Origin of the sequence: Pantoea piersonii (assembly GCF_003612015.1) — a bacterium.
In the GTDB taxonomy this organism is placed as follows: domain Bacteria; phylum Pseudomonadota; class Gammaproteobacteria; order Enterobacterales; family Enterobacteriaceae; genus Pantoea; species Pantoea piersonii.
The window spans coordinates 40,679-66,672 of sequence record NZ_RARB01000005.1 but is presented as its reverse complement, the minus strand read 5'-3'; the positions used below and the strand labels follow the sequence as shown (position 1 = coordinate 66,672).

Annotated in this window: 25 protein-coding genes; 10 read left to right on the top strand and 15 right to left on the bottom strand. The window is 57.3% G+C overall.

Annotated elements, in window-relative coordinates; translation table 11 throughout:
- Window positions 1-65: 65 nt before the first annotated feature.
- From D7S44_RS14620 to purB, 6 genes are all read right to left on the bottom strand, one after another.
- The gene (locus tag D7S44_RS14620; RefSeq protein WP_120456044.1) at window positions 66-1,217 is read right to left on the bottom strand and encodes an amidohydrolase; all 1,152 of its coding nucleotides are present in this window, start codon (window positions 1,215-1,217) and stop codon (window positions 66-68) included.
- Between the two features lie 50 nt (window positions 1,218-1,267).
- Window positions 1,268-2,029: an amino acid ABC transporter ATP-binding protein gene (locus D7S44_RS14615; protein WP_120456042.1), complete on the bottom strand. Its 762-nt coding sequence runs from the start codon at window positions 2,027-2,029 to the stop codon at window positions 1,268-1,270.
- A 7-nt stretch (window positions 2,030-2,036) separates the two neighbouring features.
- Entirely contained in the window at window positions 2,037-2,708 is a 672-nt protein-coding gene (locus tag D7S44_RS14610; RefSeq protein ID WP_120456040.1) for an amino acid ABC transporter permease, read from the bottom strand.
- A 62-nt stretch (window positions 2,709-2,770) separates the two neighbouring features.
- A complete protein-coding gene (locus D7S44_RS14605) occupies window positions 2,771-3,574 on the bottom strand; it encodes an amino acid ABC transporter substrate-binding protein (RefSeq protein ID WP_240629471.1) in 804 nt (267 codons plus the stop codon).
- Between the two features lie 28 nt (window positions 3,575-3,602).
- Entirely contained in the window at window positions 3,603-4,106 is a 504-nt protein-coding gene (locus D7S44_RS14600; protein WP_120456035.1) for a GNAT family N-acetyltransferase, read from the bottom strand.
- Entirely contained in the window at window positions 4,103-5,473 is a 1,371-nt protein-coding gene (gene purB, locus D7S44_RS14595) for an adenylosuccinate lyase (RefSeq protein WP_120456033.1), read from the bottom strand. Before purB ends, D7S44_RS14600 begins: the two co-directional genes overlap by 4 nt.
- 612 nt (window positions 5,474-6,085) lie before the next feature.
- Here purB and D7S44_RS14590 point away from each other — a divergent pair.
- On the top strand, window positions 6,086-6,337 hold the full coding sequence (locus D7S44_RS14590; RefSeq protein ID WP_120456031.1) for a hypothetical protein: 252 nt from the start codon (window positions 6,086-6,088) through the stop codon (window positions 6,335-6,337).
- Window positions 6,338-7,311: 974 nt separating this feature from the next.
- Entirely contained in the window at window positions 7,312-8,025 is a 714-nt protein-coding gene (locus D7S44_RS14585) for a RipA family octameric membrane protein (protein WP_120456029.1), read from the top strand.
- 102 nt (window positions 8,026-8,127) lie between these two features.
- Here D7S44_RS14585 and D7S44_RS14580 read toward each other — a convergent pair whose 3' ends face one another.
- Complete coding sequence (locus D7S44_RS14580; protein WP_120456027.1) at window positions 8,128-8,853, bottom strand: pirin family protein; 726 nt, start codon at window positions 8,851-8,853, stop codon at window positions 8,128-8,130.
- Window positions 8,854-8,977: 124 nt separating this feature from the next.
- Between D7S44_RS14580 and D7S44_RS14575 the strand changes: the two genes are divergently transcribed.
- The gene (locus D7S44_RS14575; RefSeq protein ID WP_120456025.1) at window positions 8,978-9,865 is read left to right on the top strand and encodes a LysR family transcriptional regulator; all 888 of its coding nucleotides are present in this window, start codon (window positions 8,978-8,980) and stop codon (window positions 9,863-9,865) included.
- Window positions 9,866-9,880: 15 nt separating this feature from the next.
- Here the strand turns inward: D7S44_RS14575 and gap are convergent, their stop codons facing one another.
- From gap to D7S44_RS23535, 3 genes are all read right to left on the bottom strand, one after another.
- Window positions 9,881-10,882: a type I glyceraldehyde-3-phosphate dehydrogenase gene (gap, locus tag D7S44_RS14570; RefSeq protein ID WP_120456023.1), complete on the bottom strand. Its 1,002-nt coding sequence runs from the start codon at window positions 10,880-10,882 to the stop codon at window positions 9,881-9,883.
- A 194-nt stretch (window positions 10,883-11,076) separates the two neighbouring features.
- Window positions 11,077-11,388, bottom strand: a complete 312-nt coding sequence (locus D7S44_RS14565; protein WP_120456021.1) for a hypothetical protein — start codon at window positions 11,386-11,388, stop codon at window positions 11,077-11,079.
- Between the two features lie 450 nt (window positions 11,389-11,838).
- On the bottom strand, window positions 11,839-12,000 hold the full coding sequence (locus D7S44_RS23535) for a hypothetical protein (RefSeq protein ID WP_158591263.1): 162 nt from the start codon (window positions 11,998-12,000) through the stop codon (window positions 11,839-11,841).
- Between the two features lie 711 nt (window positions 12,001-12,711).
- On the opposite strand from D7S44_RS23535, the gene D7S44_RS23530 reads away from it, so the two are divergent.
- Window positions 12,712-12,951, top strand: a complete 240-nt coding sequence (locus D7S44_RS23530) for a biofilm development regulator YmgB/AriR family protein (protein ID WP_158591261.1) — start codon at window positions 12,712-12,714, stop codon at window positions 12,949-12,951.
- Between the two features lie 146 nt (window positions 12,952-13,097).
- Here the strand turns inward: D7S44_RS23530 and D7S44_RS14555 are convergent, their stop codons facing one another.
- The gene (locus tag D7S44_RS14555; RefSeq protein WP_120456017.1) at window positions 13,098-13,655 is read right to left on the bottom strand and encodes a YbhB/YbcL family Raf kinase inhibitor-like protein; all 558 of its coding nucleotides are present in this window, start codon (window positions 13,653-13,655) and stop codon (window positions 13,098-13,100) included.
- Window positions 13,656-13,935: 280 nt separating this feature from the next.
- Here D7S44_RS14555 and D7S44_RS14550 point away from each other — a divergent pair, with 280 nt between their 5' ends.
- Together D7S44_RS14550 and D7S44_RS14545 are read left to right on the top strand one after the other, a co-directional pair.
- Window positions 13,936-18,531, top strand: a complete 4,596-nt coding sequence (locus D7S44_RS14550) for an ATP-dependent helicase (protein ID WP_120456015.1) — start codon at window positions 13,936-13,938, stop codon at window positions 18,529-18,531.
- 80 nt (window positions 18,532-18,611) lie between these two features.
- A complete protein-coding gene (locus D7S44_RS14545) occupies window positions 18,612-19,679 on the top strand; it encodes an SDR family oxidoreductase (protein ID WP_120456013.1) in 1,068 nt (355 codons plus the stop codon).
- Window positions 19,680-19,714: 35 nt separating this feature from the next.
- Here the strand turns inward: D7S44_RS14545 and D7S44_RS14540 are convergent, their stop codons facing one another.
- Window positions 19,715-20,749 carry an NADP-dependent oxidoreductase gene (locus tag D7S44_RS14540; RefSeq protein WP_240629465.1) on the bottom strand — a complete coding sequence of 345 codons (1,035 nt, stop codon included), beginning with the start codon at window positions 20,747-20,749 and terminating at the stop codon, window positions 19,715-19,717.
- A 244-nt stretch (window positions 20,750-20,993) separates the two neighbouring features.
- Here D7S44_RS14540 and fucO point away from each other — a divergent pair, with 244 nt between their 5' ends.
- The 4 genes from fucO to D7S44_RS23695 all read left to right on the top strand — a co-directional run bounded on the left by fucO (window position 20,994) and on the right by D7S44_RS23695 (window position 23,557).
- Complete coding sequence (gene fucO / locus D7S44_RS14535; protein ID WP_120456009.1) at window positions 20,994-22,142, top strand: lactaldehyde reductase; 1,149 nt, start codon at window positions 20,994-20,996, stop codon at window positions 22,140-22,142.
- Between the two features lie 198 nt (window positions 22,143-22,340).
- Window positions 22,341-22,853 carry a 5' nucleotidase, NT5C type gene (locus tag D7S44_RS14530; protein WP_120456007.1) on the top strand — a complete coding sequence of 171 codons (513 nt, stop codon included), beginning with the start codon at window positions 22,341-22,343 and terminating at the stop codon, window positions 22,851-22,853.
- Between the two features lie 218 nt (window positions 22,854-23,071).
- Complete coding sequence (locus D7S44_RS14525; protein ID WP_120456006.1) at window positions 23,072-23,245, top strand: GhoT/OrtT family toxin; 174 nt, start codon at window positions 23,072-23,074, stop codon at window positions 23,243-23,245.
- 138 nt (window positions 23,246-23,383) lie between these two features.
- Entirely contained in the window at window positions 23,384-23,557 is a 174-nt protein-coding gene (locus D7S44_RS23695; protein WP_167456974.1) for a hypothetical protein, read from the top strand.
- A gap of 94 nt (window positions 23,558-23,651) precedes the next feature.
- Here D7S44_RS23695 and D7S44_RS14520 read toward each other — a convergent pair whose 3' ends face one another.
- From D7S44_RS14520 to D7S44_RS14510, 3 genes are read right to left on the bottom strand one after another with little or no spacing between them, the layout of a single operon-like run.
- Window positions 23,652-24,560: a manganese catalase family protein gene (locus D7S44_RS14520; protein ID WP_120456004.1), complete on the bottom strand. Its 909-nt coding sequence runs from the start codon at window positions 24,558-24,560 to the stop codon at window positions 23,652-23,654.
- Window positions 24,561-24,620: 60 nt separating this feature from the next.
- Window positions 24,621-25,127 carry a ferritin-like domain-containing protein gene (locus tag D7S44_RS14515; RefSeq protein ID WP_179256409.1) on the bottom strand — a complete coding sequence of 169 codons (507 nt, stop codon included), beginning with the start codon at window positions 25,125-25,127 and terminating at the stop codon, window positions 24,621-24,623.
- Window positions 25,128-25,186: 59 nt separating this feature from the next.
- Window positions 25,187-25,663 (bottom strand): YciE/YciF ferroxidase family protein, encoded by a 477-nt coding sequence (locus tag D7S44_RS14510; RefSeq protein ID WP_120456000.1) that lies wholly within the window; start codon window positions 25,661-25,663, stop codon window positions 25,187-25,189.
- Window positions 25,664-25,994 lie beyond the last annotated feature (331 nt).

The window sequence follows — 25,994 nt, the reverse complement described above, 5'->3', positions numbered from 1 at the left end:
AGGAATAAAAAGGGAAAGAGGGAAAAGGGGCGAACGTGCAGGCGTTCGCCCCGAAAACAGGATAATCAGGCCAGTTTATTCAAGGCGTTAACCGCCAGCTGCGCCAGATACTGCGCCGTTGGAAAAAGCGCTTTATCGTCGACGCGGAATTTCGGATGGTGCAGCGCCCAGGGGCCGCCTGAGCCTACCATCATAAAAGTACCCGGGATCTTCTGCTGATAGAAGGCGAAGTCTTCGCCGATGGGGCTGGCCTCGATACGGCGCGCCTCAAAACCGACGTCGCTCGCCTGCTCCAGCGCAAAATCCACCCACTCCGGCGTATTCACCACCGATGGCGGGCCGGCATGCCACAGGAACTCAATATTCGCGCCGAACGCGGCGGCAAGCCCGTCGAGCAGCGCCCGAAAACGCTGTTCGATCAGCGCGCGCGCCTCGGCGCTAAAGGTACGCACCGTGCCTTCCATATAGGCGGTATCCGGGATAACGTTCCAGGTGCTGCCGCTGTGGATCTGCGTAATGGAAACAACGGCGTTCTGATCCGACGGTACGTTGCGGCTGATCAGCGTCTGCACCGCGCTGATAATCTGGCCCACGATAACGATCGGGTCGTTGCCCTCATGCGGTTTCGCCGCGTGCGCGCCCTTCGCGGCGATTTTGATCTCAAAGCGATCCACGCCCGCCGTCAGCGCGCCCTCTTTGCCGCCCACCACGCCGACCGGCAGGGTCGGATCGTTATGGATGCCGAAAATTACAGCGGCTTCATCCAGCGCGCCGGTGGCGATCAGATCGGGCGCGCCCAGACCGGTCTCTTCGGCGGCCTGGAACAGAATGCGCACGCGACCTTTCAGCGACGCTGCCTGCTGTTGCAGCAAGATGGCGGCGCCCAGCGCGGCAGAGGTATGGAAGTCGTGGCCGCAGGCGTGCATAACGCCCGCACGCTCAGAGGTAAACTCTACGCCGGACTCCTCTTCGATCGGCAGGGCGTCGATATCGGAACGCACCACAACCAGCGGGCCTGACGCCTCGCCCACCTCAGCGACTAGGCCGGTTTTCAGCGGCAGATCGAGAATGCGGATGCCCGCGTCGGTGAGCGCGGCGCGAATTTTTTCCGTGGTTTCGAACTCCTGGTTCGACAGCTCAGGAAAACGGTGCATATCGTGGCGAAACGCCTGGATCTGGCTGGCAAGCGCCCTGTCCTGTTCGCGGATCTCTTTCATCTTATCTCCTTCCCGTGCGGTGGCCTGCGGCAAAGTATGCGGCGGCGCGCTTAAATATTGAAATCATCATTGGTTTCGATGTTAGTCATCTGGCGCAAAAAGCGGCGCGTCACCGGGTTGTCGGAGAAGCTGATCACCTGCTCCGCCGGACCCTGCTCGACAATATGGCCGTCCGCCATAAAGATGACGCGATCGGCCACCTCTTTCGCGAACTGCATTTCATGCGTGACGATTACCATGGTGGTCTTCTGCTGCGCCAGGCTCTTCATCACCTGCAGCACTTCATGCACGCGTTCAGGATCGAGCGCGGAAGTCGGCTCATCAAACAGAATGGCGCGCGGTTTGACCGCCAGCGCGCGCGCAATGCTGACGCGCTGCTGCTGTCCGCCGGAGAGCGTGACCGGATACTGATGCGCCTGCGGTGCCATGCCGACCAGCTCCAGCAGCTGCATGCCGGTCTCGCTGGCCTGCGCTTTCGGCATCTTCTTCACCATGATCAAGCCTTCGGTGATGTTCTCCAGCGCGGTTTTGTTGCGAAACAGGCTGTAGTTCTGAAACACCATGGCTGTCTGACCGCGCAGCGCATGCTCTTCTTTGGCGTTGTAATTCGCGGTATCGAGCGAAACCTCGCCGATCTGGATAACGCCGGACTCCGGTTTTTCCAGCAGGTTAAGGCAGCGCAGCAGGGTCGATTTGCCGGAGCCGGAGGGACCGATAATCGCCACGACTTCGCCTTCACCGATCGTCAGACTGATATCGTTCAGCACGACCTTATCGCCAAAACGTTTATTAAGCTGTTTTACACTGATCATATGAGCCTTAGCGTTGCAGTGAGTGACTGAGTTTTTTCTCCAGCAGCGCCTGCAGGCGGGCGTAACCGATAATCACCAACCAGTAAATCAGACCTACTACGAGGAAAGTTTCGAAGTAGCGCAGCGACTCCGCCGCAATCATTTTGCCTTCGGCAAACATTTCGGAGACGCCCAGCGCAAAAGCGACGGAGGTGTCTTTGATCAGCGAAATAAAGGTATTGCCGGTGGCGGGCAGCGCATTCAGCAGCGCCTGCGGCAGAATGATACGGCGATAGATCTGCGCCCGACGCATGCCGATAGAGAGCCCCGCTTCCATCTGCGTGGGGTCGACTGACGCCAGACCGGCGCGGTAGATCTCCGCCATATAGGCTGACGTCTTCAGGCTGAAGCCGATAATCGCGGCGGTGGTGGCGGACATGCCGGTCAGCGCCGGGAACAGCTGCGGCAGGCCGAAGTAGATGATAAAGAGCTGCACCAGCGACGGCATGCCGCGGAACAGCGAGATATAAAGCTCGACCAGCTTGCTCACCACCATCGATTTGCTGTTGCGCAGCAGCGACAGCCCAAGACCAATCACCATGGCGCACGCCATCGACACCACGGCCAGCATCAGCGTGACCGGCAGATAGCTGAGAATTTGCGGCGAAATCTTCAGCAGATAATTAAAATCAAAATTCATAAAAAGCCCTTAACGACGTTTGCCACCCGGCGGTGGCAAACGTTGACAAGTAAACGCAGGGTTTAGTGAGACGGCTGTACGGTAATATCTTCGCCGAAGTATTTTTCCGAAATCGCTTTCAGGCGACCATCCTTACGCATTGCGTCGATCTCTTTGTCAAACGCGGCGCGCAGCTTGTCGCCCTTCTCATCTTTGTGGAACGGAAAACCGACAGACTCGATGACCAGCGGCTGGCCGACAAACTTCAGCGGCAGACCTTTCTGGTTAATCTCGGCCATCAAAATCGGTCCAGAGTTGACGTAGCCCTGCACACGATTGTTGATGGCGTCGTTCATTGCGCCGTCGCGGCTCTCGTAAGTGCGGATCGTTACGCCGTTATCGCCAAAGGCTTTTTTCAGGTTAGCCAGATGGTTGGAGCCGAGCACGCCGGCAATCGTCTTGCCGCGCAGATCGTCCAGCGTGTTGATATCGGCGTTGCCTTTATTGGTAACGATCTGGCTGCCGTAATAGCTGTAAGGGGTGGAGAAGTTATATTTCTCCTGACGCGCTGGCGTGATAGCGACCACGTTCGCCACGGTATCCAGCTTGCCGCCCTCCAGCTGGCCCATCAGGCCGCTGAAATCCGAGGTGACCCAGTCGATTTTGTAGTTCAGGTCTTTGGCGATCGCTTCGGTAACCTCAACGTCGAATCCGGTCAGCTTGCCATCTTTTTTAAAGGCGCCGGGAAAGCTCAGGCCGGTCGCGCCGACGCGAATGGTCGTGGCGTCGGAACCGCCCTGCGCGTTTTTATCATTGTTGTCACAGGCGCTAAGCAGTGAGGCCGCCATCACGACGGACAGTGCGATTAACCCTTTTTTCATGGTGATTTCCCTCGTCTTTTCTGTGCAGCCGCGCTTAGCGGGCGTGCTGTGTATGAATCGTTTTTTTCATATAAACGGTGATGTGGCCTTTGCCGAGGTCTTTTTTGCTGACCTTCTCAAAGCCCATCGCCTCATAAAGCTGTATCAGCCACGGATGGTTTTCGGCGGTGCCGAGCGAGTAGGCTGGCGCGCGCAGCTGATCGTGCAGCACGGCCTGCTCCAGCCAGTCGAGCATCTTCACTCCCAGCCGCTGACCGCGATAGTGCGGCGCGGTGGCGAACCAGCCGATATGCGGCAGACCGAAGGGGCCCGGCAGCGGGCCCCAAGGGTAACGCAGCGTCACCGAGGCGACCAGCTCACCCTCGCGGAACATGCCGTAAACCCCGTGCGCAGCGATATGGCGCTGCATCTGCTCTGCGTCGGCCGTGGCCGCATCGAATTTAATGCCCAGATCGCGCGCGGAAGCGTAGGCCGCGTGCACCAGCGTGTAATAGGCCGCGGTATCAGCCTCAGTCAACTGGCGGAAACTGTCGCTCATGCCCGTATCTCCAGCAGTCCCGACGCCTGCGCGGCGGCGATCACCTCATCCACCTTACGCGGCGCCGAGCCGAGATAGTTCACCGGATCGAGCCAGCCGTTGAGTTCGTCGTCGCTAATGCTGTTGTCCATCTGCGGATGGGCGCGCAGCGTCTCTTTGAAGTCGCGCTGCTGTTCGTAGGCCTGCATGGCGCACTCGTACACCACATGGTGCGCGGTCTGCTTGCCCAGCTTTTTGCCCAGTTCGAACATCACCTTTTCCGACAGCAGCAGACCGCCCTGCATATTCAGGTTGCGGCGCATGCGCGCTTCATTCACCGTCATGCCGCGCAAAATAGCGATGGCGTTTTGCAGCTGCGCCGAGAGGTAAATACAGATCTCCGGCAGGGCGATCCACTCGGCGCGCCAGCTCATGGCGTCGCGCTCGTGTTCGACGTGCATCGATTCATAGATCAGCGCGGCGCTTTTCAGCACCGGCGCGGTCAGGCTGGCCAGCCCCTCCAGCGCAGCGGGATTGCGCTTGTGCGGCATGGTGGTTGACCCGATCTTTCCGGCGGAGAAGGGCTCTTCAATCTCGTTGATTTCAGTGCGCATCAGGTTATAAAGCTCGTTGCCGATTTTGCCCAGCGTGCCGCTGATCAGCACCGCGACGGAGGCGAACTCCGAGAAGCGGTCGCGCGCCGACTGCCAGCCGATATTCGGCGTTGCCAGACCCAGAATATCCAGCGTGCGCTTTTCCACTTCCGGGCCCTGTGGGCCGAAGGAAGCGTAAGTGGAGATGGCGCCGTTGATATTGCCGGTAAGCGTACGGGGTTTGATGTCGTTAAGACGCGTCAGATGGCGCAGAAATTCGTCCAGCCAGACGGCGACTTTAAAGCCGAAGGTGGTGGGCAGCGCCTGCATGCCATGCGTACGGCCCACCATCGGGGTATGCTGATAGCGCCTGGCGACGCCAGAAAGCTCATTAGCCAGCACGGTTGCGTCGCGCTGAATAATGGCGAAAGCGTCGCGCAGTTGCAGCACGGTAGCGGTATCAACGATATCCTGCGTGGTTGCGCCATAGTGAATAAACTCGCCCGCCTCGCCGCACTGTTTTTGCAAGGCTATCAGCGTCGGCATCAGCGAGTGTTTCATCTGCGCGCCCTGCTGAGCGATGTCGTCGATATCCAGCTGTGATGGATCGGCGCGTTCAACAATGATCTTTGCCGCCTGCGCCGGGATCACGCCGAGTTCGCCTTCTGCCTGAGCCAGCGCGACTTCGACCTGGACCTGCTGTTTTAGCCGGTTCTGCTCCGACCAGACAGTGCGCATTTCTGGTGTACCAAAATTGTTGCCAATTAAAAGAAAATCAATAATATGTGACGCCATATAAATGTCACTTGTGTTGTTTTACGAAGCCCTAAAATAACATCTTCAAACCGCCTTACTGATAATGGAAAAACATATCTTATAGCGCTAAGTTATAACTGTCTGGCAAAAGCCCGTCTCTTCGCGATTGTCTGGCGAAAGCGGTTAAACGGCCGCAGGCCTTGCCAGATAAGGAAAGCACAGAGCGTTAAGCGCAAGGTTGTAAATAAATATCGCCTTTCTTTTTGCGTTTTTGTTATTAAGCAGCGGCTGCTGCCTCTTTTTTCAGATAAGTTTCACTCTTTTCCCTGAGCATCTGAAAAAAGATTAATTGCCTGTTTTCAAAATGGGTTACGGGAGCCTCTCGAAACGCTAACCTACGCCGATCACCTCTGACAGATGCCCCATTTAAGAGGATTTGCCCCCTTTTCTGCCCCTTAGTTAAATCTCTGTTACATCCATCAGATCGGGCTGCCATCTCACCGGAACGATTTCGTATATGCCATGCCGGCACGGGAGATTTTCTGGATAAGCCCGGCATGAGTAGATAAGATTCAGGCACAGCAGAGGTTCTGATCGGCGCGGCATATCCCGGTTATACCGTCAGGGATTTTGGTATTTCAAAGAGGGCTAATGAAAAAATACTTCATGATTTTGGCAGCGCTTGTCATTCCTGTGCTCGCCTCTGGTAAGGAAGAAGATGTTATGAAATCAGTTGAAGTACAGTACTGCCAGTCTCTTCCAGACAGTGTATTGAACTTGTATCCATCGGAAGATGGACTCATTGGTTATTGCACCCTCAGGGATGGGAAAACGGTCGAAATACATGAGCTATACAAAAAAGATCATCCTGCCGGCACTTCAACACCCAATGCCACCCGGTGATCGAGACGGCGTCAGAAAAATGAGCGATCCGGCAGTCAGGCACCGCCAGTGTAGCGATTAACACATGTCTCGGCGTCCAGTATGTTCTGCTACCAGTCAGCTTAATCTGCTCGTCAGTTTTCCGCGCGCCTGGATGCGTAATAGGTTTTGTTAGACAAGATTGCCGAGATGGCCGCACCGACGCAAAAAACGTAGTCATACAGACTGAGCGTTGAAAAGAACATGATAAAGCTGCAGGACAGGACGCCCGTTATACCAGCCGCAGCCATTTTATCGCAGAAGCAGTGCGTTAGGAGCTATCCCAGCTTTAGCAGCTCTCAGCTATCAAAACGGCGGCCCTGCGCAGCCCTCTATCTCTGATAAAGTGCCTGATCCACTGGCGCACCACTGATCAGACGGATCTTTTTGCTGTGTGCATGAATCGCTCTTTCTTCAATTCCCTCCAGCCGCCCATCCAAAGAAGAAAGCTGCCATCAATCGCAGCGTTTATAACAACAGAAATGCTATAACGCCGGTCCCGCCATATCTAGCTGCGTCGATATGAACTAGCAGCGTGCCAGGCTGATATGCGTTTACTGAGTAATTTCTCAGCCCGTGCGGGCTTAGTTTTCATTTCGTTGAAAATGGCTCCTGCCTCTTCTGACATATATGGCTGTTTTCATATTATTTCCCTTGAATTATCGGCGTGATATACAGAGAGCTCTGGCTGCGCAATGCAGCAAGAGATCAATACAGACTTTGACAGAGAGCAATGCCTGGAAACAAAAAACCGCTCGGCGGCGGGTTCTTAATATCTGATATGTCACCTCGCGGTACAGCTTTGCGAAGCAAAGCGTTGATAAACCTTTTTTAAGAACGGTGCCACCCTCTTTTTTCTCCATTAAGCCTACTGCGCGCCGCTGTTTCAGGCCCGTGCTTTGCCACGCGCGGCGGCTCTATTACACTGTGCCCATCGCGTATAACGTTTATGGATAATAAAGATGATGATTGAAAAGGCGGATGAACAGTTTCTGCACACTCTTTTCGGCGAGCCGGTCGAGACGGTCGAATCTGGCTCTGTGCAGGCGGAGACGATGCGCCTGGCTTTGCAGAACGCCCGCGCCCAGCGGAATGTTGAAGTGGAGAGCGACTGGAAACGCAACGCGCTTTTCCTCGCGCTGTTTGTGTTTCTTTATGCCGCACTCGGCGCATTCCTGACGCTTGATCTCTCTACGCGCAGCACCGGCCATAAAAGCCTCGACTATGCGCTGCAGGCAGTGCCGGTGCTGATCGCCTTCTCCGGCTTTTTTCTCTCGCTGCTGTTTCTGTTTGTCACCCGCAGCAGCGCTCGCCGTCTGCAAAACTGGGAGCGCGCCATTGTGCTGCTGGAGAAATATACCGGCGGCAACCTGTATAAGCAGATCATGGATCTGGGCGCGCGCACCACTCACTACTCATTTTCCGCCATCAATGTCGCGCTGGCGCTGTTTATCTGCGTCACATGGGTAGTGATGTATAACTTCTTTACCTTTACCACCAGCGGCGTTATCGGCAGCGTTATCTCGCTGTTTATTACCACCATGACCTATGTGATCCTGGATATTCAGCTGCTGAAGCCGCACCGGCTGGACCATGAGGAACCGGTCGGGCTGGAAAAAGAGGAAAAGCAGGAAGATAAAGGATCGTCAGAGGAAAAGCCCGGCAGATAAAGGCTCGGTTACAGAGAGCGACCAACGTCGTCAAGCGGTCTCTCTTTTGCACAGTACATAACGGAAAAGCCCGACGCGCTGGCGTCGGGCTTTTATCAGGCATTAACGGCTCGGATGGTTCACTTCAACCGGGCGCAGATCAAACAGCAGCACTTCGGCATTGTCACCCTCGCTAAAGGTCAGGCTTTTCTCATTGCGCACCCGCGCCCCGTCGCCCGCCTTAAAGCTGATGCCATTCACCGTCACACTGCCGCGTGCGACATGAATATAGGCGTAGCGCGCTTCATTGAGCGTAAAGGTCTGCTGCTCATCGCCATCGAACAAACCGGCATAGAGACGCATATCCTGACGCACCGACAGCGCGTTATCTTCGCCTTCCGGCGAGACAATCAGGCGCAGCTGACCGCGTTTTTCGCTTTCCGGCACCGAAATCTGCTGATAGCCAGGCTGCGTTCCTTTTTCCGCCGGCACAATCCAGATTTGCAGAAAGTGCACGCCATCGCTTTTCGAATGGTTGAATTCGCTGTGCGTCACGCCGCTACCTGCGCTCATCAGCTGAACGTCGCCGGGGACGATAACCGAACCGGTGCCCATGGAGTCCTTATGCTCCAGCGCGCCCTCCAGTACATAAGAGAGGATCTCCATATTGGAGTGCGGATGGGCGCCGAAACCGCGTGCAGCAGCAACCCGATCGTCGTTGATCACCAGCAGGTCGGAAAAGCCGCTCTGTTTTGGATCCCAGTAATTCGCGAACGAGAAAGTGTGCCGTGAATGCAGCCAGCCGTGGTCGCCGAGGCCGCGTTGCTCTGACAGTCGTTGCTCAATCATGGTCTGCTCCTGTTATGTAAAAGGGGAAGCGCCTTTGCCCTTCCGATGGAACAGACAATACCGTAAACTAATTTCCATAAAAACAGGCTGGAATGGCAATCACTGTCACGAATAAGTGGACAATATGCTGATAGAAGACCTTCGTATCTATGTCGCCGTTATTCATGCAGGCAACTTCACCGCCGCAGCGGAGCAGCTCATGCTCTCCAAGCAGTACGTCAGCCGCCGCATGGCCGCGCTGGAGGCCTCGCTGGGGTCGCAGCTGCTGAGCCGCAATACACGCAAACTCTCGGTGACGGAGGCGGGCATGCTTTTCCTGCCGCACGCGCAGCGTATTCTCGACGATGTCCGCGAAGCAGAGCAGGCGATGTCGACGCGTCGGCAGGAGCTTCACGGCACCTTCCGTATCAGCATGCCGATGTCGTTCGGCATGAGCCATCTTTCACCGCTTATCGCGCAGTTCCTGGCGCAGCATCCTGCCCTGCAGTTTCATATTGAACTGGCGGATCGTTACGTCGATATGATCGGCGAAGGTTTCGATATGGCTATTCGAATCGGCGCGCTGGCCGATTCGACGTTAATTGCGCGCCGTCTCGGCGAACAACGGCGTCTGATTTGCGCCAGCCCTGCTTATCTGGCACGTGCGGGCGAACCCGACACGCCGGACGATCTGGCACAGCACGCCTGTCTGCGCTACGGACGGGAAGCCCTAAGCGGCTGGGAACTGCAGCAGTCGGGCAAACGCCGAAGCGTGATTGTCCAGGGTCCGATGCTGAGCAATAACGGCGAAGTGCTGCGCGATGCGGCGATTGCCGGGCTGGGGCTGGTACTGCTGCCGGAATTTATTGTCGGGCCGGCGCTGAAGCGCGGCGAGCTGGTCAGCGTGCTGGAGCCGTTTCAACCCGCGCCGCTCTGCCTGAATGCAGTCTATCCGCAGCATCGCCAGCGCAGCGAAGTAAACCGCGTGCTGCTGAATTTTTTGCAGGAACAGCTGGGAAACAGAGCGGGCTGAACAGCCCGCCCGTACTCAGAGGGTGACGTAGAGATGCAGCACGCGCACCAGCTGGGTGACAAAACCATATTCGTTATCGTACCAGGAGACGGTTTTAACCAGTTGCAGATCGCCCGCTTCGCTGATTTCTGTCTGGGTCGCATCAAAGACAGAGCCGTAAGGCACGCCGATCACGTCGGTGGAGACAATCTGGTCTTCGGTATATTTAAACGACTCATTGTTCTCGCAGGCGCGCTTCAGCGCCGCGTTAACCTCGTCGACCGTGACTTTTTTCTCCAGAATCGACACCAGCTCGGTGACCGAACCCGTTTTGGTCGGCACGCGCTGCGCGTGGCCTTTCAGCTTGCCGGTCAGCGCCGGGATCACCAGCCCGATCGCCTTCGCCGCGCCGGTGCTGTGCGGGATAATATTTTCCGCAGCGGCGCGCGATGAGCGGAAATCTTTGCCGCGCGGCCCATCCACCAGCGCCTGGGTGCCGGTATAGGCGTGAATGGTGGTCATGGTACCAACTTTAATGCCAAAGCTGTCGTGCAGGGCTTTCGCCATCGGCGCAAGGCAGTTGGTGGTGCAGGAGGCAACGGAAATGATCTTGTCCTCCGCGCTGATGGTGTCGTGGTTGACGTTATAAACGATGGTTTTCATCTCGCCTGCTGGCGCAGAGATCAGCACTTTGCCTGCGCCAGCGTCCAGATGCGCCTGCGCTTTTTCCGCTGAGGTATAGAAACCGGTACATTCAATGACGACGTCGACGCCCAGCGATCCCCACGGAATATTCTTCGCCTCTTTCTCTGCAAAGACCGTAATTTTTTTACCGTTGACCAGCAGCGTATTGCCGTCCACGCTGACGTCGCTATGGAAGGCGCCGTAGTTGGAGTCATACTTCAGCAGATAGGCCAGCATTTCCGGCGAGGTGAGATCGTTAATCGCGACCACCTCCACCGCCTCCTGCTGCTCCAGAATGCGTCGTAAAACCAGACGGCCAATACGTCCAAAACCGTTGATGCCAATTTTCTTCATGGTGATCTCCCAAATCCGGTAACACTGCGTGTTGAGGGTTAATGACGGGTGAATCTGCGCATGGAACCATTACTGCATAACAACGTTGCACTGCGGTGAAGTGAGAGAGTATAGCCTGTGCGGCCTGGGGAAACTTGTCAGCAAGAGGCGTGCGGGCGGTAAGCGACAGGCAGAAAAAAACCGCCGCTGGCGGTTTAATTCTTAAAGCGTTTACGTCGGAACATGGCGTTCTGTTTACTTCGGTTTACCTTTCTTTTGGCGTAGGCCATGATGGTGGTCCAGTCGGGATCGGCGGTATTTTTCATATAGTGGCTCAACGCCTCCGCCAGTTCGCTCCATTTTTGCACCTGCAGCTGCGCATCGCTGGCCAGCGTCATTTTAAGCGTATCAATCAGCCCGTCGACTCGCTTTTTAACATCCTGTAGTTTTTCGCCTGTCTGATACCCTGCTGCAATACGCCTTAACTCAAGCGCGTAATGATCAATATCGATCTCTGTTATGTACAAACCTACCTCTGCTCTTTCTGGCCTGACCCATAAGCATAGCGTTTAAAAACGCCTGCGTTGCACGAAAGCAGCAGTAAACAAACGGCCGCTTAAGCGATGACACGATCCGCTAAGCCCGCCGTTTCTTCAGGGGCGAACGCGCTGACAGGGTGATACAGTGATCAGGCAGGATAAAGGGCCGCAAAGGTCCTGCTGTTACCGGCTCAGGCCGTACGGAACACCGCCACCCTGTGACGCAGCTGCCCGGCGCAATTTACGCATTGAGTGAGCGCTTAATTAAGTCAGTTTTTACTGATGAATTTTGCTGCGCTATGACGCGTTTTTTAATAAGCCGACCCACTTATAAGGCCAGCTGTTTTTCTTAAGCAGATAAAAGCGCAAATAATCTTCCCGGACACCTGATGTCTGCATCAGCGCAGGGGGTTACTAAGGCTTAAATAAGGCTAAGCGCTACTGGCTCAGTTTGCTACGGGCAAGCCACGCCTTCCAGCGATTCTCCACCAGATGGTAACGATAGCCTCTGGAACTGTCTCGTCTCAGCCAGCGTTCCTCAAAAAATTCATCGCTGCGGATCCAGCGTTCAAACTGCTGGCGCTCAAACTCTTCATTCATCTTCAGGTCTTCTCGTTTCTCTTTCGCGCTTCGGTTAATAAAAAGTATAGGCGACTAAAACAGCCTGTTGCGCTCCGCGGCCTGCTCACGCCCTACTAAAGAAGCGGGCGTTTTACTCGCCTGTTTAGCCAGAATAGCCTGCAGGGATAAATACTGACATGAGCGCAACCTGCTGGAAATTCTGCCAAATGTAATGTGACTTCTTTCACGAATCAGCACTTTTGGCAAATCAGTACACCAGGTTGGAATTTGTATAAAAAATATGTTTTATCTATTTAATATGAATATATTAGGCGCGCGGCTTTCTCTTTTACGCTTAATTCGCAACAGGAATTAAAAGCAGGTTATGAAATTTATTATTGATATATTGCCGTTCTGATTTCATAGTTCAGTCGTCTCTGAGGTTTTTTCTCTAACGGGATCACGCGGCGTTTCGGATAGGGTGCTGAAAGCGCGGAAAGAGAAACGCAAAGCGCTCAGTCGGGCAGCTTTGAAAAAAGCGTGAACATGCAGTTGAAGCAGACAGTACGGCTGATAATCGGCCCTGGCTCTTTATCCGGGGAAGCGGGTACAGCACAACCGGTCAATTTCCATCAATGCTTTTATATACTGTGCCGCTGGCTTTATCTGGCTTTCTCCTTCATCGCCGGATCACAAGCGAAACGTTTATGTAGCAACGCTATTTATTGCCATTATGTCCCGGGAGGTCCAATGTCAGATAAAAGTAGCGAAATGCTCCTCTGCACGCTGAAAGAGAAAGCGCTCAGCGACGAAGCCGCGGTCCGCTACCTTACTATCGGAATGATCGTGTGTGAATTAATCCGCGCTGAAAAACCGGTGAGTCGCAAGTCAATATGCTGCAAATTACTGAAGCGACTGGAGCAGACGCAAGATAAAGAGGAAGAACGGATCTATTACCGGCTTTTTCGCATGCTCTTTGGCCGACAATAACTGTTTTCCTTATATAGCCTGCGTCTTTTTTACCCTACCCTACCCGGTTCCGCTTGTCATCGAGCGGGACCTGCTGTTAATGGATTTTATCGTCTGCGCTGAAACGGCCGTTGCGCAGGCCGTGTCAGGCCTGCGCCCTTTTCGCTTTACTCCTGCGGATCGTTGCTGAACCGCCCTACCAGCGAGGCGGCACCCAGCGCATGGCCTTTAAGCTGCTTCAGCAACTCATCATGCGTTAATCCCGCTTTGAGCTGTTCAGGCGGCAGATCGGTGGCGATCATCACAAAGTTGTAGTGATGCATTCCGCTGCCGACCGGTGGACAAGGCCCATACCAGGCGGTGGTGCCGGGAGAGTTTTTGCCGCCGGTATAGCCTTTGCCTTTCGTTAAATCGCCCTGTGCGAAAGCGGTCGTCGCGGCAGGAATGTTATAGGCGACCATATGGGTAACGCCGAGCCCTTTGCCACCGACAGGATCGGTGACCAGTAGCGCGAAGCTCTTTGTCCCCTGCGGCGCGTTCGACCAGCTCAGCGCCGGAGAAACGTTATCGCCGGTACAGGCGGGGCTGCTTTTATTATTGCCTGCGAACGATTTCGCTAAAAAAGCGTTATCGGTAAAATCCTGCGACTGCAGCGTAAAGAGCGGCGCAGCCGCAAAACTGGCCGCGGGCAGTATCGCCAGCAGAATGGCGCTTGCTAATCTCATAACCTCTGTCTCCGTTCAGGTGGCTGATAGCTGAGTATGGAAGGCGGAGCGAGAATAAGCATGAAAACAGTGCATAAGTTTATTGCCCGAGGCGTAAACGATGTTGCAGCAGCAGACAGAGAGGGGCGCGCCGACGAAGCTGGCCCGCCACGGCATCGCTGAATGGAAAGCTATCGAAACCTGCGGATTTCTGCGCCGCGCGCCCCTTTTTACCGCGCAGCGCTTAGCACAAAGGTCTACGCTTAGGCATTCCCTGCAACCATGGTGATTTCAATCTCTTATGCCCGCCAAAGCTGCTGCGCTTGCACGCTTTTCTCCCGCGACCCAACGCTGGTTCCAGTCGACCTTCGCTGCGCCTACGCCGGTGCAACCGGCGGCCTGGGACGCCATCGCCAGCGGTAAACATGCTTTAGTGATTGCCCCGACCGGATCGGGCAAAACGCTGGCGGCATTTTTGCACGCGATCGACGCGCTGTTCCGCGAACGTGAGCAGCAGGAGCCGCCGGATAAAGCCACCCGCACACGTATCCTCTATATCTCGCCGGTTAAAGCCCTGGCTGCGGACGTGCAGCGCAATTTACAGCTCCCGCTGGAGGGGGTTTACCAGCAGCGCCGCCAGCAACGCGAAAAACCAATCGCGCTAACGGTCGGCATGCGTTCAGGCGATACCCCCAGCAGCGAGCGGGCGAAGCTGCAGCGCACGCCGCCCGATATCCTGATCACGACGCCGGAATCGCTATTTCTGATGCTGACCTCTCGCGCCCGCGAGGCGCTGCGCGGCGTCACCACCCTGATCCTGGATGAGGTGCACGCGGTAGCGGGCAGCAAACGCGGCTCGCAGCTGGCGGTCAGTCTGGAACGACTCGATGCGCTGTTGCCACAACCGGCGCAGCGCATCGGCCTTTCCGCCACGGTGCAGCCGGTCGAGCGCGTCGCGCAGTTCCTCGGCGGGATACAGGATACGTTGGTCGTCAATCCGCCCGCCTCGCGCGCGCTGGCGATGCGCATCGCCGTTCCGGTCGAGGATATGACCGATATACCGGGACGCCCGGACGCCAGCGGCGCGCCGGAAGCGGGCGGCGCGGCGGGATCGCTCTGGCCGCATATCGAACAGCGCGTCCTTGAGCTGGTGCTGGCGCGGCGCGCTACTATCGTGTTCGCCAACTCGCGCGGCCTGGCGGAGAAGCTGACCGCCAGGCTCAACGAACGTTACGCCGCAGGTCTTAGCGCGGAAGAAGCCGTTGAGGAACCGGCTCATGCCAGGGGTTCTTTCAGCGGCGGTACGGAGAAACGCAGCGACGGCGGCGCGCCGGTCACCCTCGCCCGCTCGCATCACGGCTCGGTCTCTAAAGAGCAGCGGCGGGAAATCGAAGATGCGTTAAAAGCGGGCGAGTTGCGCTGCGTTGTCGCCACCTCGAGTCTGGAACTGGGTATTGATATGGGAACGGTCGATCTGGTGATCCAGATCGGCGCGCCGCCTTCGGTCGCCAGTGCACTGCAGCGCGTCGGCCGCGCCAGTCATCAGGTAGGTGGCGTTTCAAGCGGCATCGTTTTTCCGCGCACGCGGCGCGACCTGGTTGACGCCGCCGTCATTGTGCAGTGCATGCTGAGCGGCGAACTGGAACCTGTCGCGCCGCCGCACAATCCGCTTGACGTGCTGGCGCAGCAGACGGTAGCCGCCGTGGCGATGGATACCCTCTCTGCGGATGCGTGGTTCGCCACCATACGCCGCGCCGATCCCTTTCGTACCCTGCCGCGCAGCCTGTTTGACGCCACGCTGGATATGCTGTCGGGTAAATATCCCTCCGATGCGTTCGCCCAGTTTCGTCCGCGCCTGATATGGGATCGCGAAACGAACCTGTTAAGCCCGCGCCCTGGCGCGCAGCACCTCGCCGTCACCAGCGGCGGCACCATTCCCGATCGCGGCGCTTTCAGCGTGATGCTGCCGGAAGGCGAAGAGCAGGCGGGATCGCGCCGGGTTGGCGAGCTGGATGAAGAGATGGTGTATGAATCACGGGTAAACGACATCATTACGCTTGGCGCGACTTCCTGGCGCATCCAGCAGATTACCCACGATCAGGTGGTGGTGGTGCCCGCGCCAGGCCGTTCGGCCCGACTGCCCTTCTGGCGCGGCGACGGGCTGGGGAGATCGGCGCTGCTGGGTGAACGCATTGGCCGCTTTCTGCGCGAAACGGAAGCGGAACAGCGTTCCGGCGTCGCGAGCCAGGCGACAGGGCTTGATGCCAGCGCGCAGCATAATATTCAGGCGCTGATAGCGGAACAGCGCGAGGCGACAGGGCTGCTGCCGACCGATCGTACGCTTCTGATTGAACGCTGCCGCGATGAGACCGGCGACTGGCGCGTGATCCTGCATTCGCCGTGGGGCCAGCGGGTGAATGCGCCCTGGGCGCTGGCGGTCGCGGATCGCATCCGCCACCGGATGGGGCTGGATCCCGCTATCGTGGCGAGCGATGACGGCATCGTCGCGCGCTTTCCCGATATGGAAGGCCGCGTGCCGGGCGCCGAGCTATTTCAGTTCGATGCCGATACCCTGCAGCGCACGGTCGCTGACGCTATTGGCCACTCGGCGCTGTTTGCCGCCCGCTTTCGCGAATGCGCGGCGCGCGCCCTGCTGCTTCCGCGCCGTAACCCCGGCAAGCGCTCGCCGCTCTGGCAGCAGCGGCTGCGCGCTGGGGAGCTGCTGGCGGTGGCGCGCGAGTATGCCGATTTTCCTGTCCTGATTGAGACCGCGCGCGAGTGTCTGCAGGATGTTTACGATCTGCCTGCGCTGCACCAGCTGATGACGCGCATACAGAACGGCAGCGTGCAGTTTGCCGAGGTCACGACCGACGTGCCGTCACCTTTCGCCGCGCCTTTGCTCTTTGGTTACGTGGCGGAATTTATCTACGCCACCGATGCGCCGCTGGCTGAGCGCCGCGCATCGCTGCTGGCGCTCGACAGCGGCCTGCTGAGCGAACTGCTCGGCCAGGTCGATATGCGCGAACTGCTCGACGCCGGAGTGGTGGCAACCGTGGGCAGAGAACTGCAGCGCCTCACTGCGCGTTACAAGGTTACTGATAAAGAGGGGGTTGCCGATCTGCTGCGCGAACTGGGGCCATTGAACGCAGAGGCGCTTGCGGCGCGATTTCACGGCGATGCGCCAGCGCGCGCGGTCGCTGAGCTGACGGAGGCGCATCGCGCCATTGAGGTGACCATCGCCGGCGAGCGGCGCTGGGCGGCAATTGAAGATGCCGCGCGCCTGCGCGATGCGCTCGGCGTCGCGCTGCCGCAGGCGATTCCCGCCGCCTTTTTACAGCCGGTCGTCGATCCGCTGCGCGATCTGCTCAGCCGCTACGCCCGCACTCACACCCCTTTTACCACTGGCCAGCTGGCGCGTCATTTTGGCATTGGCCCGGCGGTCGTCAGCGAAACGCTGGAGCGTATGCGCGCGCAGGGCAAACTGCTTAAAGGCGATTTTGGCCTGTCTGAAGAAGATGATGCCGCCGCCTGGCGCGACCAGTGGGTCGCCGAAGAGGTCTTTAAGCGCCTGCGCATTCGCTCATTGCAGGCCGCGCGTGAGGCGACGCGTCCCGTACCGCCGGAAGCCTGGGTCTCGCTGCTGCTGGAGCGGCAAGGCTTAACCGGCGAGGCGCCGTCATCGCCGGTGGCGCAGGGAAGCTACGAAGGCGTCAACGGCGTGGCGCGCGTGGTGGAGCAGCTCGCCGGGCTGGCACTTCCGGCCTCAGTCTGGCAGACGCAAATTCTGCCGCCGCGCGTTCATGACTATCAGCCCGCCATGCTGGATGAGCTGCTTTCCGCAGGCGAGGTGATCTGGGTTGGCGAGCGTTCGCTGGGGCATAACGACGGTCTGGTGTCGCTGCATCTGCGCGAGTTTACCGCCGAAACCTTGCTGCCGCTGGCACAGGGCAGCGATGCGCTGCGCCTGTCGCCGCTGCATAACGCCATTCTGGCGCTGCTGGATGAAGGAGGCGCATGGTTTGCGCATCAGATTGCCGCCGCTGTCGCAGCAGCGCAACCGGTCGATGACGCTGAGATCCACAGCGCCCTGTGGGAGCTGGCGTGGGCTGGCTATATCACTTCCGATACCTGGGCGGCGCTGCGCCAGCTGACCGGCATGGCGAGCAGCGCGCGCGCAAAAGCGACACGTTCGCTGCGCACGCGACGCGGCCGGATTAGCCTTCCGACGGGGCGTCCTGCTACGCCCGCTCTCCCCGGACGCTGGTCACGCCTCTGTCGCCCGTCCACGCCGCCTGCCCAGCTGGCGCTGGCGATTGCCGAGAATATGCTGGACCGCTGGGGCGTGGTAACGCGCGGCGCGGCGATAGCGGAACAGGTGCCGGGCGGGTTTCCGGCGCTGCAGCCGGTGATGCGCGGGCTGGAAGATGCCGGACGCGTACTGCGCGGCCGCTTCGTCGCCGGGCTGGGCGGCGCGCAGTTTGCCGAAAACGCCACCATTGAGCGGCTGCGGGTGATTGCCGAGCGGACGGCAGGCGAGCCGCTGGCGGTGGCGCTTTCCGCCATCGATCCCGCCTCTCCCTTCGGCGTCACGCTACGCTGGCCTGCGCACGCTGCGGCCACGCGTCCGGTACGCCGCAGCGGCGCGCGGGTAGTGATCTGCCACGGGCAGCTGGCGCTCTATCTGGCGCAGGGCGGCAAAGAGCTGCTGAGCTATGGCGAGGAGAGCTGGCGCGACGCCGCGGTCGCTGCGCTGGCCGTCGCGCTGCGCCGTGAAAGAGCCTCTGGCTTTACGCTGGAAACTATCGACGGCAAGCCCGCAGGCCAGTCGCCGCTTATCGACGCGCTGCGCCGCGCCGGGTTTTCCCGCGAGCCGAAAGGGTATAGCTGGTATGGCTGAACGGCCTGGCGCTGCGCTTAACTGCCGATCCCGGTCTACACTCCCCTTTTGTATTGTTGTAAGGCTAAAGGGAGAAAAGCATGTCGAAGAAAGCTCTTATCGCCGGGATTAGCGGCGTGATCGGCAGCGCGACGGCGGAGCGTCTGCTGGCGAACGGCTGGGAAGTCTATGGCCTGTCACGAGGACGCACGCCGGTGCCGCAAGGCTGCCACGCGCTCACCGCCGATTTGACCGCGCCGGAATCGGTAAAGGAAGCGCTGAAAGATTTGCGGCCAGACGCCCTTTTCTTCAGCGTCTGGGCGCGACAGGAAACGGAAAAAGAGAATATCCGCGTTAACGGCGCAATGGTGCGCAACGTGACGGATGCGCTGGGCGATCGGCTTAACGGCAGCCATGTCGCGCTGGTCACGGGACTCAAGCACTATCTGGGCCCCTTTGACGCCTACGGCAAAGGCGCGGTGCCAATGACGCCGTTCCGCGAAGAGCAGGGTCGTCAGCCGGTCGATAACTTCTATTACGCCCAGGAGGATGCGCTGTTCGCCGGCGCGGAAAAATATGGCTATCGCTGGAGCGTGCATCGTCCTCATACCGTTATCGGCTATGCGCTGGGTAACGCGATGAATATGGGGCAGACGCTGGCGGTCTACGCCTCGCTGTGCAAATTCCATAACCTGCCGTTTATCTTCCCCGGCTCGGCGGCGCAGTGGCACGGCGTGACCGATATGAGCAGCGCGACGCTGGTGGCGGAGCAGCTGGAATGGGCCACCAGCGCGCCGGGCGCGCAGAATGAAGACTTCAACACGGTGAACGGTGACGTGTTCCGCTGGAAATGGATGTGGGGCGAGATCGCCGACTACTTCGATATTGACGCGCAGCCGCTGCCGGAAGAAACCCAGCCGCTGGAACAGCGCATGGTGAATGCGGAAGCACAGTGGAAAGCGTTAGCGCAGCACTATCAGCTGCGCGAGGCGGATATTAACCGCCTGGTCTCCTGGTGGCACACCGACGCCGACCTGGGCCGCCCGATGGAAGTGTTTACGGATATGAGCAAGAGCCGCAAAGCGGGCTTTACCGGCTATCACAGCACGCGCGACGACCTTTTCGCGCTGTTCGATCGCCTGAAGCAGGAGAAGCTGATCCCGGCATAAACAGCGGTCCCGCCTGCGGGCGGGACCTGAACCTGTTACTCGTCGTCCTGCGCCACGCGCACCACGGTTTTGCCGAAGTTTTTCCCCTCAAGCATGTCGAAGAACGCTTCCGGCGCGTTCTGCAACCCGTCGATAATATGTTCGCGATAGCGAATCTCTCCCTGTTCTACCCAGGGTTCCATTGCCTCAAGGAACTCGCCATAGCGATGGCCGTAATCATCAAAAATGATAAAGCCCTGCACGCGCAGACGTTTTTTCAGGATATCGCCCATCAGTAGCGACAGACGATCCGGGCCGTCAGGCAGATCGGTCGCGCTGTAGCCCGACACCAGACCGCAAACCGGGATACGCGCTTTGGTGTTCAGCAGCGGCAACACCGCATCGAACACTTTGCCGCCGACGTTTTCATAATAGATGTCAATGCCGTCCGGGCAGGCCTGCTCCAGCTGCGCCGCCAGATCCGCCTGATGGTGATCCAGGCAGAGATCGAAGCCCAGCACCTCGACCGCGTGTCGGCACTTCTCTTCGCCACCGGCAATACCCACCACACGGCACCCTTTTTTCTTGCCGATCTGCCCTACCGTGGCGCCTACCGGCCCGGTCGCTGCGGCCACCACCAGGGTTTCGCCCGGTTGCGGTTCGCCAATGTCCAACAGGCCCATATAGGCGGTAAAACCGGGCATGCCCAGTACGCCAAGCGCCCAGGAAGGGTTCGCCAGATCGTTGCCCAGCTTTCTTACCGCTGAGGCGGGCGAAACGGAATAAGCCTGCCAGCCGCCGCTGGAAAGCACCCAGTCGCCGGGCTGGAAATCAGCATGGCGCGACTCTACTACGCGGCTGACCGTGCCGCCGACCATCACATCGCCCAGCTTCACCGGTTCAGCATAGGATTTCGCATCGCTCATCCGGCCACGCATATAGGGATCGAGCGACAGATAGATGGTACGCAGCAGCAGATCGCCCTCCTCCAGCGACGGCAAAGGTAATTCGCCGAACTCGAAGTTCTCCAGAACAGGTTTACCGTGCGGGCGCGAGGCCAGTCTCCAGCCATGATTTTGCGGTTTCGCCATCATTTCCTCCGTTGGTTAAATCCTTAATGCTCCCATTGAGGCTAACAGAGGATGAGAAAGTTGCCTGGCAGGAATGGCTTTACGCCGCATCGTAAAAGCACGGCCTCGTCTCTGACGCGGGCTGCCTACTGCTAATTTGTTGATTTTTATCAATTGTATTCCGGCAGGAATGTGACGTATCTGGCAGAATCGCAGCGCGCTTAAGCGGGAAGGTAGGAGGAATTTTGCTAATAAGGATGTGACTATGACACAACGTATGATTCTGAATGAGACCGCCTTTTTTGGCGCAGGCGCGATCCGTCATCTGCCGGAGGAGGTCAAACGACGCGGTCTGATGAAGGCGCTGATCGTGACCGATAAGGCGCTGGTCGCCGCTGGTGCCGTGAAGCGCGTGACCGAGCTGATGGATGCGCACCAGCTTCACTGGGCGCTCTATGACGAGGTCGTGCCGAACCCCACCATCGCCGTCGTGCAGCGCGGCGTTGAGATATTTAAACGCGCTGAAGCGGACTATCTTATCGCCATTGGCGGCGGTTCGCCGCAGGATACCAGCAAAGCGATCGGTATTATTATTAATAACCCTGAGTTCGCGGATGTGCGCAGCCTGGAAGGTTTCGCGCCGACGCGTAATCCCAGCGTTCCGCTGATCGCTATTCCAACCACCGCCGGCACCGCGGCGGAAGTCACCATTAACTACGTCATTACCGATGAAGAGAAGCGCCGTAAATTTGTCTGCATCGATCCGCACGATATTCCCGTGGTAGCTATCATCGACGCGGAAATGATGGCCAGCATGCCGCCCGCGCTCAAAGCGGCAACCGGCATCGATGCGCTGACGCACGCCATTGAAGGTTATATTACGCGCGGCGCATGGAAGCTGACCGATATGCTGCATCTCAACGCCATTGAAATCATCAGCCAGTCGCTGCGCGATGCCGTAAAAGGCGATATAGAAGCTGTAGAGCAGATGGCGCTGGGTCAGTACGTGGCAGGCATGGGCTTTTCCAATGTCGGGCTGGGGCTGGTGCACGGTATGGCGCACCCGCTGGGCGCGTTTTATAACGTGCCGCACGGCGTCGCTAACGCCATCCTGCTGCCTCAGGTAATGGCGTGGAACGCAGACTATACCGGCGAGAAATATCGCCATATTGCGCGCGCGATGGGCGTATCCGACGTGGAGACGCTATCGCTCGCGCAGGCGCGCCAGGCAGCGGTCGCGGCGGTAAAACAGCTTTGCCGCGACGTAGGCATTCCGGCTTCGCTGCGCGACGTCGGCCTTAAGCAGGATGACATACCGGCGCTGGCGCAGGCGGCGCTGGACGATGTCTGTACCGGCGGTAACCCGCGCGAAGCGACCCTGGAGGCGATCAAAGCCCTTTATCTGCAAAGCTAAGCCGCAATGCCGCCTGTCAGGGCGGCATTTCTCTTTTCTTTTTCCTGCTTCTGGCGCATCTCACAGTAACTGGCGATATAACAGGCTTCAATTGTCGATTAAACCACCTACCTGACCCGCATTTCTGCTGAGACTACAAGCGGAGCCGCACTGCTGTTATTCTAGCCGCCTTGGCTTGACGATTGACCAGAGGAAACCATGAAACGTATCGCCATCGAGATGGATGAAGTCATTATCGACTTGAACCACAAATTTACGCCTGACGCCGCTTCACAAGAGGCACAGGCAGATTCACTGGACGCAGCAAAACCACAACAGTCGCGCCCGGCGCTGTTTCAGGAGATTGAAGAACTGATCGGCGAAGAGAGTTTTTATGCCGGACTGCCTGCCTTGCCTGACGCGCAGCGGGTAATAGAACGCCTGTCGCAGGAGTATGAAATTTTTATCACCACCGCGGCGGTGGAGTTTCCGCGCTCGCTGGCCGCAAAGCTGGAGTGGCTTAAAGCGAACTTTCCGTTTATCAACCCGATGAATATCGTTTGTTGCAGCAGCAAAGGCATTCTGAACGCGGATTATTTGATTGATGCTGACCCGCAACACTTCGCGCAGTTCACGGGCGAAGGCGTGCTGTTCACCACTGCGCAAAATCAGCAGGAAACTGGCTACGCGCGTGTCGATAGCTGGCGTGATATTGAGCAACGCTTTCTCTGATTTAAGCTAAATTCGCCACGCGCGTTCGCGCCTGTAACCCCCGCGCCTGAAGGAACCGGCGCGTTTTTCCTGCCAAATTTCAGCCTGAAATCGCTCGCGCTTAGCCGCTGTGAGCAACCCCATCAATTTCTTTAAGAAAGTCACGGCTTTTTGCTTGATCTGGATCACTATTTTCCGCATAGTGCGCAGCAAAACCACTATAACGATGCGGAGTATTTATGAGCCTCTATCAACATATGCTGGTGTTCTATGCGGTTATGGCAACGATCGCCACGCTAATCACCTTTTTTATCGCAAAGGATAAGCTGTCGATTCGGGCGCTGAGCGCCTTCCTGGTCGGCGCCACCTGGCCGATGAGCTTTCCCGTTGCCCTGATGTTCGCCCTGTTCTGATCCTGCAAGCCGCCGTGCGGCTTCATGCTGATTTATAGACCTTTTCCTGCCGCCAGCTACACTTATCTGTACGCCTCTGGTCCCGTAGCTGACCACCGACGTTTGTTTGCTTACTTCATGTCATCACAAGGAGCGGATATGCGTTTTGTTGCTTTAGCCCTGTTTGTTACCCTGCTTAGCGCCTGTCGGTCAGGCCCCATGGCGCCGGAAAAACCGGTGCCTTCCGCTGAAACGCGACAGCAAACCTGCCAGCCAGGCACCACCCCTAGCCAGAACGACTGTGGTCATTTTCCTGAACCGGAATTTCATTGATACGAGATAGTGGAGGCGGCGTAACGCCCGTCCAGAAGAATCAATAAAGAGAAGGAAATCGCGTCAGTCAGCAGCCTGACTGACGCGAGGGGGATTACGAACGCGGTTTATCCGGGTTAATCTGGTTTGCTTCACCCAGCGTCGAGCCCAGTTCAGCGCCCGTAGTCGGGTTCAGGCTGCGATCGGATGCGGTACGGCTAGCCATATTAAGCAGGTCGGTCTTCTGATCGGATGGCAAGGTGACCACTGTCGCCTCGCCGTCGCCGCCATCAACCGCTGGCGCCGGATCGGCCACATACTCAAAGTTCTCGTCAGAATTCCAGCTACCGCGAATATCGCCTTCACCCGCCGACATGTTGTAGTAGACATTGGAATACTGCTCGATTGGCGGCAATTTACCCGGTGGGAAATTGTTGCGAATTGAGTAGAGCGCTTTTTCAAACGAGATCTGGTGCGCGACTTCACGCGTCATCAAAAAGCCCAGGGCATCTTTTACGCCGACGTCGTCGGTCATATTGATAAGACGCTCGTAAAGGATTTTTGCGCGCGCTTCAGCGGCGATATTCGAACGCAGGTCAGCGGTCACTTCGCCGATGGTATCGATATAAGCCGCAGTCCATGGCACACCGCCAGAGTTGGTCAGCGGCGGACCACCGCCGTAAAGCAGCGAGGTCAAATGGCTGTCGTTACCGGCACCGGTGATATTGCGATAAATCTCGCCCTCTTCCTCTGTGCCTTCAGCCAGCTGACCTTTCGCGCCTTTGTTCAGCATCCCCACCAGCGAGCCGATGATCTCCAAGTGGCTCAACTCTTCCGTCGCGATATCCATCAGCATATCTTTACGGCCTGGATCGTCATCGCCAAGGCCCTGAGTAAAATAGCGACATGCCGCAGCGAGTTCGCCCTGCGGACCGCCAAACTGCTCAAGCAGCAAATTGGCGAGTCCTGGATTGGGCTTTTCAACACGGACTGTATATTGCAGTTTCTTTACGTGTCTGAACATTGCTCATTCCTTTCCAGTTGGATGTAGCCCCCTCTGGCTGGAGAGGGCCTGGCTTTGGCGTTATTTTTTTGCTTCAACGCCTTCAGCCGCGTCACGCGTCATAAACTGCTGCGTCACGTCTGGCAGATGCGTCAGGCACCATTCCGCCATCGCAATCTCTTGTTCACGAATCTGCTCAAAAATGCGCACGCCTTCCTGGTCGCCTACCAGCTGCGCCGCGGCGATTAGCGAGGTGTAGTTTGCGATTTCAAACTGCTCGAATACATAACCGCTGATAGCGCCTTTCACCACTTCGTCGTCGGCGAGCATGCCGCCCATCGCCTGACCCATCGCGGAAAGTTTGCCCATGGCGTCCTTAAAGGCGGAATGGGAGGTATCATTACGGTCGATAACGGACTGTAGCAACGTCTGCTGCTGGCGCGTTTCTTCAATATGCTGCTGAATTCGCGCTTTTAAATCGGGATAGTGTTCAAGACGAGACGCCATTTTTTCCAGCATGCTTTCAGCTTGCTTTTCCATAGCGTGAGCATCTTTCAGCCAGGCCAGATAATTCTCTTCGTGTGTCATGATTCACCTCTTTGAAAAATGAGAATGCTGCAAAAGACGGATTTCATCACGTCAGATAATTAGCTGGTTTTCTCAGCGATCATATTCAGTTTTTCATCCGTAGCTTTTTCTTCCTGCAGCGTTTCGGCCAGCAATTTAGCCGCTTCGTCAAAGCCCAGTCTTTTCGCCATTGCGGCCAGCGTGCCGTATGTAGCAATTTCGTAGTGTTCAACTTTCTGCGCGGCACCAATCAGACCGGCATCGCGAACCGGGCCAGCCTCGACGGAATCGATGATCTCCTGAGCCTCTTCAACAAGGCCTTCCAGAGCGTGGCATTTCATACGGCGAATGCGCAGTTCTTCAGTTTTTTCAACAATTTGGTCCAGACGTTCAATTTGTCCGCGCGTCTCTTCCAGGTGCGCTTCAAACGCCGCTTTCAATGATTCGTCTGATGCAGCGCGCGCCATTTTCGGCAGGGCACGAGTGATCTGTTTTTCTGCACTATAGACATCGGAAAGATCGTGAATAAAAAGATCTACCAGTGTTTTAATCGCCATTACAGGTTCCTCTTATCAAATCAGATGATTGTTTTCCTGGCCAGGACGCTACAGAAATTAATAATAGTTGCTAAGTACAATTGCGCAAATTTAATAAAAACGAAGCGCGGGGCAAAAATGGTTTGATTAATAAGGATTAATCTTAATTTTGGCGGAACGGCCGCCGCTGTTAAATAGCGAACAAATGACCTGAGCATTATAAAAAACACGAATGGATTATCGCCTCGCTTATTACGCCGCGCGGGGTCAGGGGGAAGCAAATAATCTGACGCGCCTGCCGCCGTTGCGCTATGCAGGCGCAGCCAGGCGTGAATAGCCAGGCGGGAGCGAC

Excerpts from the sequence above, each read along its gene's own strand:
- D7S44_RS14620 (WP_120456044.1), bottom strand. The coding sequence starts at position 1,217 with ATGAAAGAGATCCGCGAACAGGACAGGGCGCTTGCCAGCCAGATCCAG.
- D7S44_RS14615 (WP_120456042.1), bottom strand. The coding sequence starts at position 2,029 with ATGATCAGTGTAAAACAGCTTAATAAACGTTTTGGCGATAAGGTCGTG.
- D7S44_RS14610 (WP_120456040.1), bottom strand. The coding sequence starts at position 2,708 with ATGAATTTTGATTTTAATTATCTGCTGAAGATTTCGCCGCAAATTCTC.
- D7S44_RS14600 (WP_120456035.1), bottom strand. The coding sequence starts at position 4,106 with ATGAGCGACAGTTTCCGCCAGTTGACTGAGGCTGATACCGCGGCCTAT.
- purB (WP_120456033.1), bottom strand. The coding sequence starts at position 5,473 with ATGGCGTCACATATTATTGATTTTCTTTTAATTGGCAACAATTTTGGT.
- D7S44_RS14590 (WP_120456031.1), top strand. The coding sequence starts at position 6,086 with ATGAAAAAATACTTCATGATTTTGGCAGCGCTTGTCATTCCTGTGCTC.
- D7S44_RS14580 (WP_120456027.1), bottom strand. The coding sequence starts at position 8,853 with ATGATTGAGCAACGACTGTCAGAGCAACGCGGCCTCGGCGACCACGGC.
- D7S44_RS14575 (WP_120456025.1), top strand. The coding sequence starts at position 8,978 with ATGCTGATAGAAGACCTTCGTATCTATGTCGCCGTTATTCATGCAGGC.
- gap (WP_120456023.1), bottom strand. The coding sequence starts at position 10,882 with ATGAAGAAAATTGGCATCAACGGTTTTGGACGTATTGGCCGTCTGGTT.
- D7S44_RS23535 (WP_158591263.1), bottom strand. The coding sequence starts at position 12,000 with ATGAATGAAGAGTTTGAGCGCCAGCAGTTTGAACGCTGGATCCGCAGC.
- D7S44_RS23530 (WP_158591261.1), top strand. The coding sequence starts at position 12,712 with ATGTCAGATAAAAGTAGCGAAATGCTCCTCTGCACGCTGAAAGAGAAA.
- D7S44_RS14555 (WP_120456017.1), bottom strand. The coding sequence starts at position 13,655 with ATGAGATTAGCAAGCGCCATTCTGCTGGCGATACTGCCCGCGGCCAGT.
- D7S44_RS14550 (WP_120456015.1), top strand. The coding sequence starts at position 13,936 with ATGCCCGCCAAAGCTGCTGCGCTTGCACGCTTTTCTCCCGCGACCCAA.
- D7S44_RS14545 (WP_120456013.1), top strand. The coding sequence starts at position 18,612 with ATGTCGAAGAAAGCTCTTATCGCCGGGATTAGCGGCGTGATCGGCAGC.
- D7S44_RS14540 (WP_240629465.1), bottom strand. The coding sequence starts at position 20,749 with ATGGCGAAACCGCAAAATCATGGCTGGAGACTGGCCTCGCGCCCGCAC.
- fucO (WP_120456009.1), top strand. The coding sequence starts at position 20,994 with ATGACACAACGTATGATTCTGAATGAGACCGCCTTTTTTGGCGCAGGC.
- D7S44_RS14530 (WP_120456007.1), top strand. The coding sequence starts at position 22,341 with ATGAAACGTATCGCCATCGAGATGGATGAAGTCATTATCGACTTGAAC.
- D7S44_RS14525 (WP_120456006.1), top strand. The coding sequence starts at position 23,072 with ATGAGCCTCTATCAACATATGCTGGTGTTCTATGCGGTTATGGCAACG.
- D7S44_RS23695 (WP_167456974.1), top strand. The coding sequence starts at position 23,384 with ATGCGTTTTGTTGCTTTAGCCCTGTTTGTTACCCTGCTTAGCGCCTGT.
- D7S44_RS14520 (WP_120456004.1), bottom strand. The coding sequence starts at position 24,560 with ATGTTCAGACACGTAAAGAAACTGCAATATACAGTCCGTGTTGAAAAG.
- D7S44_RS14515 (WP_179256409.1), bottom strand. The coding sequence starts at position 25,127 with ATGACACACGAAGAGAATTATCTGGCCTGGCTGAAAGATGCTCACGCT.
- D7S44_RS14510 (WP_120456000.1), bottom strand. The coding sequence starts at position 25,663 with ATGGCGATTAAAACACTGGTAGATCTTTTTATTCACGATCTTTCCGAT.